Below are 18503 nucleotides of genomic sequence, written 5' to 3' on the forward strand. Positions count from 1 at the left end.
GCCCGGTTGCTGGCGACGGGGGATGCACCAGCAACCGGGCTACTGGAACGGTAACAAGAGATCGGCGGTTCGCAAATTCGATCTCGGCCATTCCGGCACGGATTTGCCTGTCGCGATGGCGACTTGTGACGGGCGTCACCCAGGGGAGGACACCCCGGTCCGCCTGACCGGTCGGTCAGGCGGAGGCCGTGCGTCAGCTGAGCGTCACCTGCCGGTTGGTCAGCCCGCCGCGCGCCCGGCGCTCGTCCGCGGTGAGCGGTGCGTCCGACGCCAGGGCGGTCGCGAGGCGCTCGGCGAACTCGGCCGCCGGCTTCTCGATGTCCTCCGCGCGCACCTCGCTCGGCAGGTCCCAGACCGGCACCGTGAGCCCGTGCGCACGGAAGGAGCCGACCAGGCGGGTGCCTTCGCCGAGGCTCGACTGCCCCGCCGCGTGCAGCCGCGCGAGAGCGTCCAGAAGCCGCTCCTCGGAGTGCGGCATGACCCACCGCAGATGGTTCTTCTCGGAGGTCTCGCACCAGTAGGCGGCGTCGACGTCCTCCAGCTTCACCGTCGGGATGGCCGCGGCGTTGGCCCGCTCCAGGGAGGCGGCCACCTCCGGCGTCGTGTTCTGCGCGTCCGGGACCCAGAACTCGAAGCCGCTGTGGACGACCGGCTCGAAGGGGCCCTCGGGGTCCAGCAGGTCCTGCAGCCGCGGTCCGTCGGCGGGTGCGCGGCGGCCCTGGACCGGGGTGCCCGGCTCGGCGGTCATGGCGCGCTGGAGGGTGTCCGCGAGGTCGCGGCTGATGTCGCCCGACGCCGTGTCGTTCTGCAGGCCGAGCAGGACCGAGCCGTCGTCGCGGCGCAGGGCCGGCCACGCCATCGGCAGGACCGTGACGAGCGTGACCGAGGGGACGTCCTCGGGGAGGGCGTCCTTGAGCTTCAGCTCGACGGTCGCCGCCGGCACCAGCTCGCGCAGGGCGATCCAGTCGCACTCGCCCGGGAGTCCTTCGAACGGACGCTGCACCAGCTCGGTCACCGCGTGCGCGGCGGCCCGGCCGTGGCAGGCCTTGTAACGCCGGCCGCTGCCGCAGGGGCAGGGCTCACGGGCGCCGACGACCGGGATCTCAGCATCCGTGAGCTGCGGGCGCTTGGCCTGGGTCTGGGGTCGCTTCTTGGCCATCGTGGGTGTCTCCCGGTTACGGCTCGTTTCGTACGGGCGCGAGCCTAGCCGCTCGTACGACGCCCGACGGGATCCTGTGGACAACGCACCGAGGCGTCCTCGAAGCGGTGCTCCGTTCCAGGTCGCAAAGTGTCCGTGGGAGCGGCGTTCGGGCTGTCCCGATCCTTGCCGGGAGCCTTCGCACACGCCCCGGGACGCGGTACCGTCCCAGTCCGGTCGCTTCAGCCGGGTCCGGCTCGATGCGGTTCGCGGTCAGTCCAGCTCTTCGAACGCGTCCGTGAAGTCCAGGTCGGGCAGCTCCGAGACGGAGGGGGCCGTGACGCGCGTAGCGAAATCATCGCGTCGGTGTGCCGCTCCGACGTCGTTCTGGACGACGACCCAGACCGTGACCTCGCCGCGGACGCCGTCCCGGACGCCCCAGTCCTTGGCCAACGCCGTGATGATGTTCAGCCCGCGGCCGCCGTGCGCGGTGACCGAGGGGGTCGCGGGGACCGGACGAGTGGGGCCTCCACCGTCCGTCACCTCGACCGTGAGTCGCCCGGAGACGTCGACGCGCCATGCGGCACGTACGTCCCCGTCCCAGTGGAGCCTGTCGCCCAGTGGTCTGCCATGGCGACACGCATTGCTGAGCAGTTCCGAAAGGATCAGTACGGCATCGTCGATGACCGATTCCGCCACGCCACCGGTTCGCAGTTGATCGCGCATCCGATGTCTTGCTTCCCCCACGCCCGCAGGACCATGGGGTACGGCCATGCTCGACGACGTGGGCACCTCCTGTGCCACCACCAACGCCACCCCCGAGACCTCCTTCGCCCCACGCCACGGTGTGAATGCCCCATGGCAATGGCCGGGAAACCGGACCGCGTTCCCGCGCTGACGCATTGCTAACGGCCGAACACGCAGCGAACGCGCCGGTGCACACCCTGTCATCGCGTGGCCGGATTCCATCCCTTATGGGAGGTCGAATCGTGCCGCTCTGTGAGCGGGATCGTCCGGCGATGTGACGGGGATCGCCACCGTGTTGTGACGGGATCGCCACAGCGACATGTGCAGGACCCGTCCGGTGATGTGAACGGGATCGCCCGGGGACGGCGTGGCCTTCCGGGACGACGCGGCCCTCCGGGACGGCGCGGGCTTCCGGGACGGCGCAGGCTTCCGGGACGGCGTGGACTTCCGGGTCGGTGGGGCCTTCCGGGACGACGCGGCCCTCCGGGTCGGGGCGGCGGAGCCGGTCAGCGGCCCAGCTGGCGCAGTACCGCGCGCGGGCGGTTGGTGATGATGGCGTCCACCCCCAGCTCGACACAGAGGTCGACGTCCTCGGGCTCGTTCACGGTCCACACATGCACCTGGTGGCCGACCCGCTTCAGCCGCTGGATGTACGCGGGGTGGCTGCGCACGATCCGCATCGAGGGGCCCGCGATCCGGACACCCGCGGGCAGCCGTCCGTCCCGCAGCCGGGGCGAGAGGAACTGCAGCAGATAGACCGTCGGCAGGTTCGGGGAGGCGGTCCGTACCCGGTGCAGCGAGCGCGCCGAGAAGCTCATGAGGCGCACCGAGGACTCCTCCGGGGATGCCGGGGCGTCCAAGCCGAATCGCTTCAGCAGTTGCAGCAGCCGCTCCTCGACCTGCCCCGCCCAGCGCGTCGGGTGCTTGGTCTCGATCGCCAGGTCGACGGGGCGCCCGGCGTCGGCGACGAGTTCGAGCAGACGCTCCAGGGTGAGGACGGAGGTGTCCTCGGGGTCCTGCGGGCGGTGCTCCCAGTCGGGCTCCTCGTCGCTTCTCTTCCAGGAGCCGAAATCCAGAGCGACGAGGTCGGCCAGCTCCAGGGCGGACACCGCGCCGCGGCCGTTGGACGTACGGTTGACGCGTCGGTCGTGGACGCAGACGAGGTGTCCGTCCGCGGTCAGCCGGACGTCGCACTCGAGGGCGTCGGCACCGCCCTCGATCGCCTTCTTGTACGCGGCCAGGGTGTGCTCGGGGGCCTCCTCGGAGGCTCCGCGGTGGGCGACGACCTGGACCAGGTGCTGTCGTGCGTGGGTCACCGCGTCATGGTGTCACCGTCCGGGGGAAGGTGCGGTATCGGGAGACGACGTGACGGTATCGGCGAGGTGTCGGGGATGCAGATTTTTGTTCGGACAGGTCCGATATAAAAAGAGGACGCGGACCCACAGCAGCCGCTTATGGTGCCCTGACGTCCCGTGGGAAAAGCTTGACGACGTACAAAAGACTTGCACAGCTGATACGCGCCCGGCGCCGCGCAGGGTGAGCGAAGGCGGCCGAGTGCGACCCATTGGAACAGCCGTGGAACGAGGAGAAGAGCTGTGAGCACCGAGAACGAGGGCACTGCGGTACCCCCGGCCCCGTCTGCACCTCCCGTGCCGGTGGACGCTCCCGCTTCCGCGCCGGGCGCAACTCCTGAGGGGCACGCGCCGTCCGGACCGGGCGCGGGCGCGCCCGGTCCGGACGCGGGGAGCACTCCGTCCCCGGAGGGCGCGCCGTACCCCGCCCGGCCGGAGCGTGCGCCGTACGCCGCCCCGTCGGAGGGCGCGCCGACCACGCAGTTCCCGCCGGTGCCTCCGGGGCAGCCCGGCGCCCCCTCGACGGCCGGGGCGGACTGGCCGCCGCCTGGGCCGGTGGTCCCCTCCTACGCGGGCGGCGGTGGTGGTGCGGGCGGCGCCTGGGGCGCCTCGTACCAGGAGCCGGTTCCGAAGCAGAGGAAGGGCCGCGGCGGCCTGGTCGCGGCGATCCTCGTGGCCGCGCTGGTCGCGGGCGGCGTGGGCGGTGGCATCGGCTACCAGCTCGCCAAGAACGACGACTCCACCGGCTCGACGACCGTGTCCGCCGCCACCAGCGGCGGCGACGCCAGACACGACAACGGCTCCGTCGCGGCCGTGGCCGCTGCGGCCCTGCCGAGCACGGTCACCATCGAGGCCGAGAGCACCAACGGCCAGGGCGGCACCGGCACGGGCTTCGTCTTCGACGCCCAGGGCCACATCGTCACCAACAACCACGTGGTGGCGGACGCGGTCGACGGCGGCAAGCTCACGGCGACCTTCCCGAACGGCAAGAAGTACGACGCCGAGATCATCGGGCACGCCCAGGGCTACGACGTCGCCGTGATCAAGCTCAAGAACCCCCCGTCGGACCTCAAGCCGCTCGCGCTCGGCGACTCCGACAAGGTGGCGGTGGGTGACGCGACGATCGCGATCGGCGCCCCCTTCGGCCTGTCGAACACGGTGACCGCGGGCATCATCAGCGCCAAGCACCGCCCGGTGGCCTCCAGCGACGGCAGCTCCTCCAGCAAGGCGTCCTACATGAGCGCCCTGCAGACGGACGCCTCGATCAACCCGGGCAACTCCGGCGGCCCCCTGTTGGACGCGCAGGGCGCGGTCATCGGCATCAACTCGGCGATCCAGTCCACGGGCAGCAGCGGCCTCGGCAGCGGCGGCCAGTCCGGTTCGATCGGTCTGGGCTTCGCGATCCCGATCAACCAGGCCAAGTACGTCGCCCAGCAGCTGATCAAGACGGGCAAGCCGGTCTACGCCAAGATCGGCGCCTCCGTCTCGCTGGAGGACAGCAGCGGCGGGGCGAAGATCACCGACCAGGGCGCGGCCGGTTCCGCCCCGGTCGAGTCGGGCGGCCCGGCGGACAAGGCGGGCCTGAAGCCGGGTGACGTGATCACCAAGCTCGACGACACGGTGATCGACAGCGGCCCGACCCTGATCGGCGAGATCTGGACCCACAAGCCCGGGGACAAGGTCACGATCACCTACGAGCGCGACGGCAAGACCCACACCACCGACGTGACCCTGGGCTCCCGCGCCGGCGACGACTGAGCCTGCGGGCCGCGGCGCGGGCGGGACGGGTCACCCGTTCGGCCCAACGGGACGGTCCGGAAAGCCGCGGTGGTGCGACAGCGCACCCGCGAGTCCGTCCCCACCGCCCCCGCACGTCACAGACGTACTGGTCAGGGGACGGACCTACGGATCGCAAGGGGCATCGCTCACCGAGCGGTGCCCCTTCCGCGTACCGGGAAGTCAGCCGTTCAGCGGTCGTCGCCCGCCTGGGGCCTGCGGCGGAGCAACTGCCAGGGCGCGCGCCGCGGCGGCCGGGCCACGATGTCGCCGCCGGTCGATCTGCCGGTCAGCACCACACGCAGCCGCACCGGAGTGTCCGGGTCGATGGCCGGGGCGACCTTGATGTCGCCGCGGCTGTAGCTGACGTCGTCGGCGTCGACCACGATCCCCGGTCCGGTGATCAGCGTCAGATGTCCGCCGATGCGCAGGTCCACGTCGATGTACAGGGTGTCGTGGGTGATCACGGCCTCGGTGAAGTCGAGCTTCAGCTCACTGAACTTCAGCCGGATCTCCATCCGGCGCGGCACCAGCCAGCGACCGGTGCGCTTGCCCTCTCCGAAGCGCTGGTCGATCCGGATCACCTCGCGGGCCTGCTGCGGCATCCCTTCGAGCGGCAGATCGGCAACCAGCACCGCGAGGTCGGAGGCAGTGCGTGCCGCCAGTGCCGCCTCGACGCGCTCGTCCAGCTCGGCGGCGGTCAGCCGGCCGTCCCCTGCCGCGACTCGGAGGATCTCCACGGCCTGGTCACGGTCTCGATGAGACACCCGCTGCTCGGACATGGGGCTACGGGGAGGTGTCATCCGCTCCGGAGATGTCGCCTGGCATGGGTTCAGTGTGCTGGCGGGCTCAGGGGACGGGCAATGTCCGACCGCGGAAATGGGTGAAGACCCTGACGGATCTCAGGGAAGCCCGATGGGCAGCCCGGTCCGGCGCCGGCAGGCCCCGCCGCGGGGTCCGGCTCCAGGATCTGGACCTGTGGTGGACCACGGCCCCGCGAACCCCGTCCGGCCGGTACGCTGTATCCGCTCCGCCCCAGGTGGGCGGTGCAGGGGTGGGTTGCCCGAGCGGCCTAAGGGAACGGTCTTGAAAACCGTCGTGGCGCGAGCCACCGTGGGTTCAAATCCCACACCCACCGCTTGCAGGTCAGCGTAGGTGCTGGTCAGAAGGGGTGCCCCGGTCATTGGGGCACCCCTTTCGCGTACAGGCTGTCTCACCCTTTCTCGCCCGTATCCCAGCTCTGACCAGTGCGTATGGGCCATCTGTGGGCCAGCGTCAGCGCTGATCTCCCACGTCGAGTGCGCGAGCGATCAAGTTGTTGGAGTGCTGCTGACCGCCCTTAAGGATCTTGGCGTAGAAGCGGTAGAGCACGGCGATGCTGTGGCCGGCACGGGCTGCGACCTCCGCGGGGTCCACCCCCGACTTGATCCAGAGTGACACCCCCGCGTGCCGCAGGGAGTACGGGACCGCTGCGAGTGCGGACGCAGCTTCACGGCGGGAGAGCACTGCTTTACGTGCTCTCTCCCAGACATCGCAGTACTCCGTGGACGCCACCCGACCTCCCCGCGCCGCCCGGAAGAGTCGGCCGTCGTCGGCTGTGCCGTATCGGGCAATGTGCTCTCGGAGTAGATGTACAAGGACAGGCGGGATGGGCACAGTCCGTGTGGCGCCGCGCTTACGCGGGACGCCACAGATCGCGACTGCGGCATCAAAGAGGGCGCGCTCTGGCTTCCGTGCTCCGACACTTTCCGAGATGGCGACTCCGTCGAAGAGCCCGGCGAGCCCGGTCGCGTCGAGCTTGGCACTCTGGATATCGACCGCCCCATTTGTCGCAATCCCCAGTCTCCATCCCTCGCGGCGGAGCTCTTGGAGACCTTCTAGGACTCCGGGAAAGCAGTGCACTGATCGAGTCACTCCGTCGACGTACTCACGCCACAGGTCCTCAGCGCCGTCCGTGAGCCGTAGGACGTCTCGCAGATAATCGAAGTCCTCAGGGGCCGCCCGGTCTCGCAGCCTGGCAGTCACATGCGCCGCGGCCTGATCCGGCAGTCCACGGGAATGAGCAAAGGCACCTGCCCATGCGTCCAAGCCGCCCTGTCGGTCAATCAGGGTGTCGTCGAGATCGAAGAGTGCCAGCACACGGCGAACGCTACCCGCCCCGCCCGTTGTCCTGATCGTTGTCCAGTTCGCTGACGGACGCCACTGTCCACTGCCGTACGTGCACCCACTCTGACCCGCCGCGCGAACGTCCATGAACAGCCCCGTACAGCCATACACACAGTTGGGCCAGCCCTGATCGATACAACCACGGCTGTCGTCGGCACCGTTGTTCCGCTGACGTAGCGCATGGGCTTGGCGCGATGTTCGGAGACGATGCTTTCGGCGAGCCGCGAGCCGCTCCAGAAGGTTGTTGAGTGGGGTATCGGTGGCTTGACCAGCGAAGGGTGAACCATGTTCAACATCCCGCGGCCGGCAGCGGGCGGCTGGTGCTGCTTGCCGCGGACCTCACCCACGCCGCGAGAGATGCTCGCCCACCTTGCTCAGAAAATCGAACACGCGCTCTAATCACGGCTGGTACTCGAAGAACAGCGCGAGAAGGCCAGCGCATCGGGTGTGCCGGTCGAGCGGCAGTGGCCAAGGGAACAGGAGTTGGCGGACGTGATCGCCGACATCAGCCAGCTCATGGAAGCAGAGAAGTCCAAGCAGATCACCGTGTCCACACTCCTGCAGTTACTGCCGGCCAAGGAGAGGCTCCGCGACGAGCTGAAGCTGGAGCGGTCACGGTTCAGCAAGGAGCAGAAGCAGCGGGAGGCACAGGGCCGCACCGAGGATCTGACGGAAGACGAGTTCTTCGATCTCCCGATTGAGTGCCAACAGGAGATCAGCCTTCACAGCCTGTCGGCGGTGATTATCCACCCGGCGGGAAGAGGGAATCGCATCTTCAATCCCGATCTGATCAAGCCTGTTTGGCGTGAATGAAACCGAGTCCCCGCAGCATTTCAACAGCGGTTCGACTCCTAAGCTACTCAGGAATCGAACCGCTACTAAATTAATCCCTCCGCTTCACCCAGCCGAGCGCATAGAAGACAACGGTCGCGACAAAGGCAGCCGACCCGAAGGCCTTCGCGTAGTTCTCCGAGGAGTGCAGTTGAGCGAAGAATGAGATTAGAGCGAGGAGTACCAGGACCCCGACGGTCGTCGTGGCTATGACCTGCTTTACTGCTGGACTCATCAGAGTTTCTCCATGTTAGCCAAATGGGTTACATACGAACCCGCCGGCACCAATCGGGCCGACCCAGTACAAGATTGTCCAGCCGTCCTTATGCTGGCAGACCTGTATTGCGCCCGCTGCAGTAGCCAGTGCCGCCGCAACAATACCGGCAGTAGTTCCCCCGCCCAACAAGGTGGCAAGCCCCCCGGCCCCGGAGGCGAGCCAAGTACCCCCTTCCACCTTGTTGGTCAGCCAGCTGTCAAGTCCAACTTCGACACCGTACCAGTGAGTCTTGATGTACCCATGGCGCTTCGATACGGCCTTCTGCGCGACAGCCAGGGTTTGGCGTGCGGGTGCCTCGCTCGAAGCAGTTTCCGCCACCCCCTCGGCTGACATCACGAGCTTGCCGCTCTTGATGTCACTGTTCACAGCGCCAATGTAGGCATTGAGCTTTTCGAGATCGGCCTGCGGAACGTCGGCTAGCGCGGAGGCCGGGGCATCAATGCGGTAGCCGTCTTGTGAGTACGAGACGTAGCCATTCAGCGCGTGCAGCGGGCTCGAGGAGGGTGCGTACTCGGCTGAGGGAACCGGCGTGAGCGCAGTCCGCTCGGGTTGCGCTTCAGTGGTGACCTGAGCGACCTTCGACGCCGCGAATGCCGTGCCGACGGATCCCCCGATAAGCGTGCCCGACATTGCAACGGCCAGCACCAATACAGTGGCGCGCGAAATATTAGTCTTCAAATGTTTCCCCCAAATGTGCGCCGAAAGCGGTTGTGACGACTTCGGCAGCGATCTTTGACGGGCTGGTCAGGCTCGTCATGCGCCCATCACGTTGGGATGCGACAGGGATTTTTACATGACAAGAAACAGCAGGTCAAGGTCACAAACGGATTACCGGAAGTTCAGATTCCGGCAATCTCATTGAAGCTTCAACTGTTTCACTGAAGGGGCGCGGGAAGCGCGAGGCGCTACGGCGGGGCGTCCCCCGGGCTCGGGCCCACGGGAGCGCCTGGATGCTGGCCCGCCTTCCGTGCGGGCCAGCTCCTCCCGCATGGAGTCACGCTGCAGGCGCAGATAGACGCCGACGGTCTCGCTCTCGGCGATCCGTTCCTCGAGAAACGCGAGGATCACTCGGAGTCGCGGTACATCAGACGGCAGCTCGGTCATGACTCACCGTCGCCGCGCGCGATGGAGCGGAGATCGTCGGTGAACGGTCACATGTCCAAATTCAAGCATTTGTTCGATTATTGACCATCATGAAGGCCCTTGCCGCGTCGGACTTAGCGGGTTGGCGTGTGTCTGAGGGGGCGGGGCATGGCCGACCCGGCCCAAGCGGCCAGCCGACAGTAAGGAGGCTTCATGGCGATGCCTGAGATCCCTACCGAGCCCGAGCCTAGTGACCCACGCAGAAGGGTCAACCCCGGTGCGATCGCGGCCATCTTGGTTGGCGTTGGCACCTTGCTCACCGGGACCTGCGTGGGCGGTACGCACAACGGGCAGATAGTCGACTAAACCCCCACAAGGCGCCCCGCAGCCACGCGCTGCGGGGCGCTCCCGCGCGAGCGTAGCCGGGAGAGTCGCAGGACTGTGCCGACCCGTCGGGCACACCAGGTCCGAGTCGGCCCGGAAGTCCGCGGCGGGCGGGGAGCACCCGAACGCCGTCGCGCGCGAGCGCAATGGGTGGTCTCTTCGTTCTAGGTGTGCTGTCCGACGGGTCGTGTCACCGACCCCGCACCCGCCGGCACTGTCACCCGAATGGCGCACCACGACGTGCCACTCATACGGGTGAAGATCAAGCTGGCTAGTGCCCCAACCGAGGCAATCCGTGAAAGGGGAACCAAATGGGCATTCGACGAATCCTCGCCGCCGTCTTCGCCACGGCAGCCCTCGCCGGACTCGGCCTCACAGGCGCCGCCACCGCCACCGCCACCACCGCACAGGGTGCGCCAACCTACGTCACCCCTTCTCAGGTCACCCCTGATCAGTGCAGGGAGGGCGGCGGAACGGTAGAGGGCTTCGGCTGCGTGGGCGGTGCGGACGACGGCAGGCTCATCGTCGACTAAACCCCACAAGGCGCCCCGCAGCCACGCGCCACGCGCCGCGGGGCGCTCCCGCGCGAGCGCAGCCGGGAGAGTCGCAGGGACTGTGCCGACCCGTCGGGCACGCTCAGACGTGGCCCGTCTACCCTGCCCGCGCGGGACAGGAGGACGCGGAGACACGGGTCGAACTGCCTGTTCAGAAGGGCTGACAAAGGGCCCAACACGAACCTCCACGCACGTCCCCGTACGGTCGGGCGGACAGTTGGAAAGCGTGTTGGACATCCCCAGATGGACCGGGTTGGCGCCTCTGTGGGCCATGTGTGGGCCAGCTGCGGCCCTCTCGCTACATACCACGTCGTTTCTGCAGGTCACCGGTCCCAGAGGTAGTGCAACCGCGACGCTCTTGAAAACCGTCGTGGCGCGAGTCACCGTGGGTTCAAATCCCACACCCACCGCGCAGGTGAACGGCCTCTGACCAGGTGAGACGGTCAGGGGCCGTTACGTCGAATGGTGCCTGCTCGGCACCGTGATTCCCCGCGGTTCCCCGCACGATCGGGCACGGATGGGGCACGGCCACGCGTGTCGACGGGTGGGCCACTTACATCAGAAGCCGAAGAAGTGAAGGGAGACGGTGGGCGCTGCACCCTTGTGGTTGCTGGGCCGCACCATCTGGTAGTCGAAGAACACACCGGACAACGGTGCCGATTTGGCGTTGCGCACAATGGTGTACGTGACCAGGTTCTGGCCTGCCCTCGTGGAGATCGGTTCGTTGGACGAATTGCCCGAACCGGTTATCTCGCCATACGTGCAGGTCGGCTTGGAACTGACGGGAGCCGCCGTTGCTGCCTGAACCGTGACGGGAGGCATGGTCAGCACGCTCACCCCTGCGGCCACGGCTGCGAGCCCCACCTGAAAAGCCTCATGATCCCTCCGCTTCACGCCGTGCCATCACGAGCGTGAGCAGATCGTATGACTGTCAACTATGACTCCAGGTAAAGAATCTGATTGGCCGTCATCAAGAGGCGCACACGCCCCCGGAAAGTCCTCCGGTGCCAGGAGTAGTTGCCGGTCAGGGCATCAAGGGTGCTGGGTCGACAACGCTGGCGGGGGGTTGGGCTGTGCGCAGGAGCGTTCACCGGCGTTCCCGTCTCGCGTGTTGCACGTCTGTGACGCCGGACGGACGATTCGGGGATCAGGGGCTGCCAGATTTGTGCCAGCATCAGCCGACGTTCCTGGGGGAAGCCCGTCATGTCCACGCGCATCCGGCACACCGTTGCCGCCGTCGCCGTTGCCGCCGCCGTCACCGGCACCACGCTGCTCGGCGTCTCCGTCTCCGCAAACGCCGCCACCAGCGGGGCGCACGGCGCCCTGACCATCAGCAACGGCACCAAGTACGTACTCGTCAACGGCCGCCGGGTGAACTTCGGGGTGCCCGTCCGCGACCTCGCCTGGGCGCCGAACGGCAACAAGGCGGCCTTCGTCGACGGCTCGGGGAACCTGGACGTGGCCAACCCCGACGGCAGCGGGCGCGTCGTCGTCGCCAGAAACCCCGGCAACCAGAACTGGTCCCACCCGACCTGGCAGGTGCGGGCCACCGACACCCGCAACGGCATCCCCGGCGTGGACAACCTCATCTTCGCCGCCCGCGTCAAGGGCGTGTCCCGGCTGGAATACGTCTCCGCCAAGGCCGTCCACGGCACGCCCAAGACGCTGTCCCTGATCGGCGAACCCGGCCCGGGCGAGGCGCCGTTGCCGCAGACCGGCAACGTGTGGCCGAACGGCGGCGGCAAGTACGGCACGTCGGTCTACGCGAACGTCCACACGGGTGACGTCTACATCCGCGACGACTACATCCGCCAGCAGGGCGGCGCGCTCACCAAGGGCTACGAGCCCGCCCTGTCGCCCAGCGGGGACGAGGTCGTGTTCGTGCGCTCCGTCGCCGGCCACGACCACGTCTTCGTGGAGAGCCTGACCCACAACAGCGCTGCCAAGGACCTCACCCCGCACGCCACCACCGACTACACCGAGCCGGCCTGGTCCCCCAACGGCGCCACTCTCGCCGTGCGGACCCCGAACGGCATCGTGACGATCCCGGCGAGCGGCAAGGGCCGCCCGTCCAAGGTCACCTCGGCGGTCGGCCTGCCCGCCTACCGTCCCTGATCCCCGTCCGCTGCGGAACCGGGCCGGGCCCGTCCGGAGCGCGACGTCATGTCGTCGCCGACCGGGCGAGGTCGGCCCGCAGTTCGTCCAGGTGCGCGTCCGCGGTGTCGTGCGGCAGGAACTCGATCACGTCAAGGAAGCGGAACAGCACCTGGCTGTCGGTGACTGCGAACTCGTACTCCGCGAACCCCACCACCGCGCCCATCGAACCCCTGACGGCGCCCTTGACGACATGCGCGTTCATCTCGTCCGGCTGCTGTGCCGTCAGACCGCGCCGGGCGTTGGGCCGGGCCAGGTAGGGGCACACCATCGAGGCGTACAGCATGCACGCACGGTGCCCCGGGCCCTCCCAGGTCGGCGCGAGATTGCGGTACGGGCGTCCGGCGGCCAGCGCCTCGCCGATCGCGGCGCTCTCCGCTGCGCCCACCACCCTCCACACCGGCCCGCCCGGCATGGGTTCGTTGCACACCGAGCACAGCCGCTTGCGGGCGCACTCGGCGCTGCGCGCGTAGTCGGTGAGCGCGAACTGCGGCGACTCCCCCTCCCACGGCGTGATGGCGGGGACGGGATAGCCGCGGGTGTCGCGGGGCCGCGCCGCGACAGTCGGCGGCATGGGAACGGTCTCGAAGCGCACGTCCCATGCCTACCAGGCATTCCGGCCCGCGCACCACCGCCCGGCTTTGATCCACGGCCGGCCGGCCGGCAGAGCAGCGGACTCCTGGCTCAGCGGGCACGATCACGGGCCAGGGGCACGTAGCGGGCGCGACGGCGATGACGACGGCTTGGCGGGCGTGCCTGCACGTGTCTGACCTGCGGCCCAGGGAAGAGGGCTGTCGCCCTCGCGTCAGGCACCTGTTGCGCGCCGCTGTCCCGTCATCCGTCACCTGTTGCGCGCCGCTGTCCCCGTCATCCGTGCCGCCGACGCGATCGTCGAGCGGGCCTCTCGCCGGGTGAGGCCGGTGCGGATCGCCGCGTCGACCAGGGCCGGGGTGAGCTCGGGGCCGATGCCGTTCTCGTACGCCCGGCAGGCGGCCCAGAAGAGACGGGTGTTGCGCTGACCCTGATGTGCGGCCAGGACGAACTGGACCAGGCCCTGGCCGTGCCGCCCGGTCGACGAGGGCGTGGGGTGCCGGGTGCGCGGCGGGGGCGTGAGGAGGCGCAGCAGGGCGGGCGGACAGGGCGCGGGCGCCAGGTGCGCGGTGCCCGGCGCCGTACCGTACGTGCCGTGCTCGGTGCGTGAGCCAGGGCCGACCAGATAGCCGCCGGCGCCCCGGACGTCGATGCCGGGGGCCAGACGGCTCGCCGAGTTGGGGACGACGACGTCCGGTGGCCCGCTCAGCCACAGGTGGCGGCCGCCGCTCGGGGTCAGGACGACCACCGTCTCCGGGATGGTGAACAGATGGCGCAGCGCCAGTTCGCGCAGGGCGGCCGAGGAGTCGGTGCCGGACTTGGTGTCGAGGTCGATGCCGATCAGATGGTGAGGGTGAAGTCCGCAGGCGATGCCGTAGCCGGTGGCCCAGGGCGCGGCGGCGAACAGCGCGCGGATGCGGCGGGGGTCGGTCGTGGCGTCGTAGACCCCGTGGCCGAAGCGGCCGCACTCGCCGTGGCACACGGAGGCCGTCGGATCGGGGTCGTCACGGTGGGGGGAGCGCAGGGCGGGCAGCTTCGCCCGGGACAGCGGGATCACCGCCAGTCCGCGTTCCGCGGCGGACAGGGCATGGGCCAGGGCCAGGGTGGTGGCCTTCCGGTCGATGGTGGCCATGGCTCTATGTTCGTACGTATGTTCGAAAAAAGAAAGGGGGGTCGGTGTCCGGCCGGCTTCGCCGGGGTGGCCTCCATCTCCGACGGGTCGGTCTCAGTCCTTCGGGCGTACGGAATCCGGCGGCCTCGGCGTTCGCCGTCGCGGCGCCCGGCGGGGAAGGGTCGCGAAAAGGGTTTATCGACCACTTCTCACGCTTAGGGGCGAATCACTGCTTCCGGGGAGATTCGCCGAGGGTGCGGTGGGCAACTCTGGAGGCGCGACGTCGTACATCGTCCGAGGCGGTCGGCCAACTGCCTTGGCAAAGCCGTACTTCGCGTACGCATCGGCACCCGTCCGGCGCGTACAGGGTTCTGGAGGAAATACATGGCAAGCATCCGTACCGCCCGCGTCCTCGCCGCCGTCGCGGCGCTCCCCCTCGCCGCCGCCCTCTTCACGGGCGTCGCCTCGGCGGACAACGGGGCCCTCGCGGACGACGGATCGAACGCGGCGGCGGCGAGCATCGTCGGCAGCGGCGTCGGCCACGACAACAACGGCAACTCGTCCACCACACAGCAACAAGCGGTCGGCACCGGTGCCTCGAACCAGAGCAACACGGCCCAGGTGAACCACTCCGCCTTCACGTCCATCAACCAGCGGAGCCAGACCGTGCTCATCCACTTCACCCGTCTGTGGTGAGCGGGGGACCGGCGCGCCGTCGCCGGTCCTGATTTCGTCTGTGTGCTTTCAGGGGTCATCACGCGTCCGCGCGGCGGTACTTCGGTGCCGCCGCGCGGGCGTTTTTCGATATCCACGCGCGCGTGCCCGTTCGCCTGGCCGGCATGCCCGTCCACCTTGACAGTCGACGATAACTGACGGACAGTCAGAAAGTCTTGCTCCGGGATCCATCCGGGATGCTTCGGAATGCGCCGGGATGCGCCGGGATGCTCCAGGAGAGGGGGAGCCGATGGACGACGCGGGCGGGGGTGCGTTCGCCGCACGGCTGAAGGCGTACGAGGGCCGGCCGGCCGCGGTCGCGGGCGTCGGCAAGGACCGCGTCAACGCGCCCATGATCCGGCACTGGTGCGAGGCGATGGGCGACACCAACGCCGCATACACCGGCCCGGACGCCATCGCCCCGCCCACCATGCTCCAGGCGTGGACGATGGGCGGGCTCAGCGGGCACACGGGACGCACGGGGGCGTACGACGAGCTGCTCGGACTGCTCGACGAGGCCGGTTGCACGTCGGTCGTCGCCACGGACTGCGAACAGGAGTATCTGCGCCTGCTGCGGCTCGGCGACGAGGTCACCTTCGACGCGGTGATCGAGTCGGTCTCCGACCGGAAGCGGACGAGACTCGGCGCCGGTTACTTCGTGACGACGCGGATGGACGTACGGGTGGACGGGGAGCGGGTGGGGACCCACCGGTTCCGCATCCTCAAGTACGCACCGGCGCGGCACACGCCCACGAAGGACGCGCTGACGAAGGACGCGCTGACGAAGAACGCGCTGACGAAGGACGCGTCCACGCAGCGCACGCCCGCCCCCGACCGACCCGCCCACCGAAGGCCGCGCCCAGTGATCAACCGGGACAACGCCGGGTTCTGGGAGGGCGTGGCCCGGCACCGGCTGCTGATCCAGCGGTGCACCGGCTGCGACACCCTCCGCTTCCCCTGGCTGCCGGGGTGCAGCGCGTGCGGATCCCCCGAGTGGGACACGGTCGAGGCGGCCGGGGCCGGGACGGTCCACTCGTACGTGGTCATGCACCATCCGCCCTTCCCGGCCTTCTCCCCTCCCTACGCGGTCGGCCTGATCGAACTGGCGGAGGGCGTGCGGATCGTCAGCAATGTGATCGGGGTGCCGTACGACAAGGTGCGGATCGGTGTGCCGGTCCGCCTGGAATTCGTCCGGTACGACGACGAGTTGGAGCTCCCGGTGTTCCGGGCCCAGGACGGAACGGGGCTGATCTCCGCCATGGACAGCGAGCTCGAACCGGACGCGCAGCTTCGGCCGGGAACGCGGCTGCCACCGCTCACGATCGGGATCACGTGCACGCTGATCGTGGCCGGGGCGATCGCCTCCCGTGACTACCAGGACGTGCACCACGACGCGGAGCTGGCCCGCCAGAAGGGCTCCCCCGACGTCTTCATGAACATCCTGACCACGAACGGCCTGGTCGGGCGGTATGTCACGGACCACTTCGGTCCGGCGGCGGTGCTGCGCAGGGTCGCCGTCCGGCTCGGCGCGCCCAATTATCCGGGGGACACCATGGTGCTGACCGGCACGGTCGAGGAGGTCGACGGGGACACCGCGACGGTGCGGGTGGTCGGGGACAACGGCATCGGCCGGCATGTCACCGGCACGGTCATCGTCACCGTCCCGGGCGGGGGCGCCCGATGAGCGTACGGACGAGGGACGCCCTCGGCGGACGGGCGGCGGTCGTCGGGATCGGCGCGACCGAGTTCTCCAAGGACTCCGGCCGCAGCGAGCTACGGCTGGCGGTGGAGGCGGTACGGGCCGCGCTGGACGACGCGGGGCTGTCGCCCGCGGACGTCGACGGCATGGTCACGTTCACGATGGACACCAGTCCCGAGATCACCGTGGCCCAGGCGGCCGGGATCGGAGAGCTGTCCTTCTTCTCGCGGATCCACTACGGGGGCGGCGCCGCGTGCGCGACGGTCCAGCAGGCCGCGCTCGCGGTGGCGACCGGGGTGGCCGAGGTCGTGGTCTGCTACCGCGCGTTCAACGAACGCTCGGGCCGTCGCTTCGGCGCCGGGGTGCAGCACCGGGAGCCGTCGGCGGAGGGGGCGGCGCTGGGCTGGTCGCTGCCGTTCGGGCTGCTCACCCCGGCGTCCTGGGTGGCGATGGCGGCCCAGCGCTACCTGTACGTCCACGGGCTGACCCCGGAGGCGTTCGGCGAGGTGGTCGTGGTGGACCGCCGCCACGCGGCGACGAACCCGGCGGCGTACTTCCACGGCCGCCCCATCACCCTCGCCGACCACGCGGCCTCCCGCTGGATCGTGGAGCCGCTGCGGCTGCTCGACTGCTGCCAGGAGACGGACGGCGGTCAGGCGCTGGTGGTCACCTCCGTCGAGCGGGCGCGCGACCTGCCGCACCCGCCCGCGGTGATCACGGCCGCCGCGCAGGGCGCGGGCCGCGCCCAGGAGCAGATGACGAGCTTCTACCGGGACGACCTGACCGGGCTGCCGGAGATGGGCGTGGTGGCCCGACAGCTGTGGCGGACGTCGGACCTGGGGCCCGCGGACATCGACGTGGCCATTCTCTACGACCACTTCACGCCGTTCGTGCTGATGCAGCTGGAGGAGTTCGGGTTCTGCGCACCGGGCGCGGCGGCGGACTTCGTGGCATCGGGGACGCTGCCGCTCAACACCCATGGGGGGCAGCTGGGAGAGGCGTATCTGCACGGGATGAACGGCATCGCGGAGGCCGTGCGCCAGCTGCGCGGCACCGCGGTGAACCAGATCCCCGGCGCCGCCCGCACCCTGGTCACCGCGGGCACCGGTGTCCCCACCTCCGGTCTGATCCTGGCGGCGGACGGCTGAGGCGTCCCTCAGGGGGGAACCCTCAGACGGGGGTACCGGCTCGTCCACCTTCAGGAGGTGTGGATGACCCCCCGCATACAACCTGAGGGGGAGACGGCTTCGGGACCTGCGGCCGATCCGCCGCACGGGGTGTCGAACCTAGCGTGGAGCCATGACCACACCCGTCTGCACCAGCGCTCCGAACGCCGCTGCATCGGCGAGGCAGACCCTTCCCTATCCGTCGTTCTCGTCGTACGTCCAGGCACGCCAGCCGGTGCTGCTCCGTACCGCCCGGTCGCTGACCGCGAACCCGAGCGATGCGGAGGACCTGCTGCAGACCGCCCTCGCCAAGACCTATGCCGCATGGGAGCGGATCGAGGACCACCGGGCGCTCGACGGGTATGTGCGCCGCGCACTGCTCAACACGCGGACCTCGCAGTGGCGCAAGCGCAAGGTCGACGAGTTCGTCTGCGACGAGCTGCCCGAGCCGGAGGGGATGCCCGCCACGGACCCGGCCGAGGAACAGGCACTGCACGACGCAATGTGGCGGGCGATCACGAAGCTTCCGGTACGTCAGCGGGCGATGGTCGTCCTGCGGTACTACGAGGACCTGAGCGAGGCCCAGACGGCCGAGGTGCTCGGTGTCTCCGTCGGGACGGTGAAGTCCGCGGTGTCCAGGGCGCTGGGCAAGCTCCGTGAGGATCCTGAACTGGAGCCGGTGCGCTGGGCATCATGACCGGAACCTGATCGATCATGCCGGGGAGTAGTGACATACCGCGTGGTATGTGCGCAGAATCAG

The 18503-nt window shown here is 69.1% G+C and carries 16 protein-coding genes, 1 tRNA gene and 1 pseudogene; 9 read left to right on the plus strand and 9 right to left on the minus strand.

Annotation, left to right across the window (positions count from 1 at the left end; translation table 11 throughout):
• Positions 1-193: 193 nt before the first annotated feature.
• From ACFYX0_RS28460 to ACFYX0_RS28470, 3 genes are all read right to left on the minus strand, one after another.
• Positions 194-1159 carry a DUF5926 family protein gene (locus ACFYX0_RS28460; RefSeq protein ID WP_388974222.1) on the minus strand — a complete coding sequence of 322 codons (966 nt, stop codon included), beginning with the start codon at positions 1157-1159 and terminating at the stop codon, positions 194-196.
• Between the two features lie 252 nt (positions 1160-1411).
• Positions 1412-2041: an ATP-binding protein gene (locus tag ACFYX0_RS28465; RefSeq protein ID WP_388974223.1), complete on the minus strand. Its 630-nt coding sequence runs from the start codon at positions 2039-2041 to the stop codon at positions 1412-1414.
• A 350-nt stretch (positions 2042-2391) separates the two neighbouring features.
• Positions 2392-3201 carry a glycerophosphodiester phosphodiesterase gene (locus tag ACFYX0_RS28470; RefSeq protein ID WP_388974225.1) on the minus strand — a complete coding sequence of 270 codons (810 nt, stop codon included), beginning with the start codon at positions 3199-3201 and terminating at the stop codon, positions 2392-2394.
• 279 nt (positions 3202-3480) lie between these two features.
• On the opposite strand from ACFYX0_RS28470, the gene ACFYX0_RS28475 reads away from it, so the two are divergent.
• Positions 3481-4995, plus strand: a complete 1515-nt coding sequence (locus tag ACFYX0_RS28475) for a trypsin-like peptidase domain-containing protein (RefSeq protein ID WP_388974227.1) — start codon at positions 3481-3483, stop codon at positions 4993-4995.
• A 209-nt stretch (positions 4996-5204) separates the two neighbouring features.
• On the opposite strand, the gene ACFYX0_RS28480 is transcribed toward ACFYX0_RS28475, so the two are convergent.
• Positions 5205-5816, minus strand: coding sequence for a DUF1707 domain-containing protein (locus ACFYX0_RS28480; protein WP_388974229.1), 612 nt, complete (start codon positions 5814-5816; stop codon positions 5205-5207).
• Between the two features lie 250 nt (positions 5817-6066).
• Here ACFYX0_RS28480 and ACFYX0_RS28485 point away from each other — a divergent pair.
• A tRNA-Ser gene (locus ACFYX0_RS28485) sits at positions 6067-6151 on the plus strand.
• 137 nt (positions 6152-6288) lie between these two features.
• On the opposite strand, the gene ACFYX0_RS28490 is transcribed toward ACFYX0_RS28485, so the two are convergent.
• Positions 6289-7152, minus strand: a complete 864-nt coding sequence (locus tag ACFYX0_RS28490; RefSeq protein ID WP_388974231.1) for an HAD family hydrolase — start codon at positions 7150-7152, stop codon at positions 6289-6291.
• Between the two features lie 519 nt (positions 7153-7671).
• Between ACFYX0_RS28490 and ACFYX0_RS28495 the strand changes: the two genes are divergently transcribed.
• Positions 7672-7992: a hypothetical protein gene (locus tag ACFYX0_RS28495; protein WP_388974232.1), complete on the plus strand. Its 321-nt coding sequence runs from the start codon at positions 7672-7674 to the stop codon at positions 7990-7992.
• A 268-nt stretch (positions 7993-8260) separates the two neighbouring features.
• Here the strand turns inward: ACFYX0_RS28495 and ACFYX0_RS28500 are convergent, their stop codons facing one another.
• Positions 8261-8932 (minus strand): hypothetical protein, encoded by a 672-nt coding sequence (locus tag ACFYX0_RS28500; RefSeq protein ID WP_388974234.1) that lies wholly within the window; start codon positions 8930-8932, stop codon positions 8261-8263.
• 1133 nt (positions 8933-10065) lie between these two features.
• Here ACFYX0_RS28500 and ACFYX0_RS28505 point away from each other — a divergent pair.
• Positions 10066-10287, plus strand: coding sequence for a hypothetical protein (locus ACFYX0_RS28505; protein ID WP_388974236.1), 222 nt, complete (start codon positions 10066-10068; stop codon positions 10285-10287).
• Between the two features lie 579 nt (positions 10288-10866).
• On the opposite strand, the gene ACFYX0_RS28510 is transcribed toward ACFYX0_RS28505, so the two are convergent.
• Positions 10867-11172, minus strand: coding sequence for a hypothetical protein (locus ACFYX0_RS28510; protein ID WP_388974237.1), 306 nt, complete (start codon positions 11170-11172; stop codon positions 10867-10869).
• Positions 11173-11511: 339 nt separating this feature from the next.
• Here ACFYX0_RS28510 and ACFYX0_RS28515 point away from each other — a divergent pair, with 339 nt between their 5' ends.
• Positions 11512-12423, plus strand: coding sequence for a TolB family protein (locus ACFYX0_RS28515; RefSeq protein WP_388974239.1), 912 nt, complete (start codon positions 11512-11514; stop codon positions 12421-12423).
• 46 nt (positions 12424-12469) lie between these two features.
• Here ACFYX0_RS28515 and ACFYX0_RS28520 read toward each other — a convergent pair whose 3' ends face one another.
• On the minus strand, positions 12470-13057 hold the full coding sequence (locus ACFYX0_RS28520) for a hypothetical protein (protein WP_388974241.1): 588 nt from the start codon (positions 13055-13057) through the stop codon (positions 12470-12472).
• A 246-nt stretch (positions 13058-13303) separates the two neighbouring features.
• Positions 13304-14185, minus strand: a complete 882-nt coding sequence (locus ACFYX0_RS28525; protein WP_388974243.1) for a bifunctional DNA primase/polymerase — start codon at positions 14183-14185, stop codon at positions 13304-13306.
• Between the two features lie 363 nt (positions 14186-14548).
• Between ACFYX0_RS28525 and ACFYX0_RS28530 the strand changes: the two genes are divergently transcribed.
• The 4 genes and pseudogenes from ACFYX0_RS28530 (at position 14549) to ACFYX0_RS28545 (ending at position 18440) form a co-directional block, all read left to right on the plus strand.
• A complete protein-coding gene (locus ACFYX0_RS28530) occupies positions 14549-14860 on the plus strand; it encodes a hypothetical protein (RefSeq protein ID WP_355916094.1) in 312 nt (103 codons plus the stop codon).
• 268 nt (positions 14861-15128) lie between these two features.
• Positions 15129-16118, plus strand: a pseudogene (locus ACFYX0_RS28535) (bifunctional MaoC family dehydratase N-terminal/OB-fold nucleic acid binding domain-containing protein); the annotation flags it as partial.
• A gap of 440 nt (positions 16119-16558) precedes the next feature.
• Positions 16559-17725, plus strand: coding sequence for a lipid-transfer protein (locus tag ACFYX0_RS28540; protein WP_388974245.1), 1167 nt, complete (start codon positions 16559-16561; stop codon positions 17723-17725).
• A gap of 151 nt (positions 17726-17876) precedes the next feature.
• Positions 17877-18440 carry a SigE family RNA polymerase sigma factor gene (locus tag ACFYX0_RS28545; RefSeq protein ID WP_388974247.1) on the plus strand — a complete coding sequence of 188 codons (564 nt, stop codon included), beginning with the start codon at positions 17877-17879 and terminating at the stop codon, positions 18438-18440.
• Positions 18441-18503: the final 63 nt, after the last annotated feature.

This window comes from Streptomyces sp. NPDC002573, assembly GCF_042889625.1.
Taxonomy (GTDB): Bacteria; Actinomycetota; Actinomycetes; order Streptomycetales; family Streptomycetaceae; genus Streptomyces; species Streptomyces gibsoniae.

Excerpts from the sequence above, each read along its gene's own strand:
- ACFYX0_RS28460 (WP_388974222.1), bottom strand. The coding sequence starts at position 1,159 with ATGGCCAAGAAGCGACCCCAGACCCAGGCCAAGCGCCCGCAGCTCACG.
- ACFYX0_RS28465 (WP_388974223.1), bottom strand. The coding sequence starts at position 2,041 with ATGCGTCAGCGCGGGAACGCGGTCCGGTTTCCCGGCCATTGCCATGGG.
- ACFYX0_RS28480 (WP_388974229.1), bottom strand. The coding sequence starts at position 5,816 with ATGACACCTCCCCGTAGCCCCATGTCCGAGCAGCGGGTGTCTCATCGA.
- ACFYX0_RS28505 (WP_388974236.1), top strand. The coding sequence starts at position 10,066 with ATGGGCATTCGACGAATCCTCGCCGCCGTCTTCGCCACGGCAGCCCTC.
- ACFYX0_RS28515 (WP_388974239.1), top strand. The coding sequence starts at position 11,512 with ATGTCCACGCGCATCCGGCACACCGTTGCCGCCGTCGCCGTTGCCGCC.
- ACFYX0_RS28525 (WP_388974243.1), bottom strand. The coding sequence starts at position 14,185 with ATGGCCACCATCGACCGGAAGGCCACCACCCTGGCCCTGGCCCATGCC.
- ACFYX0_RS28530 (WP_355916094.1), top strand. The coding sequence starts at position 14,549 with ATGGCAAGCATCCGTACCGCCCGCGTCCTCGCCGCCGTCGCGGCGCTC.
- ACFYX0_RS28540 (WP_388974245.1), top strand. The coding sequence starts at position 16,559 with ATGAGCGTACGGACGAGGGACGCCCTCGGCGGACGGGCGGCGGTCGTC.
- ACFYX0_RS28545 (WP_388974247.1), top strand. The coding sequence starts at position 17,877 with ATGACCACACCCGTCTGCACCAGCGCTCCGAACGCCGCTGCATCGGCG.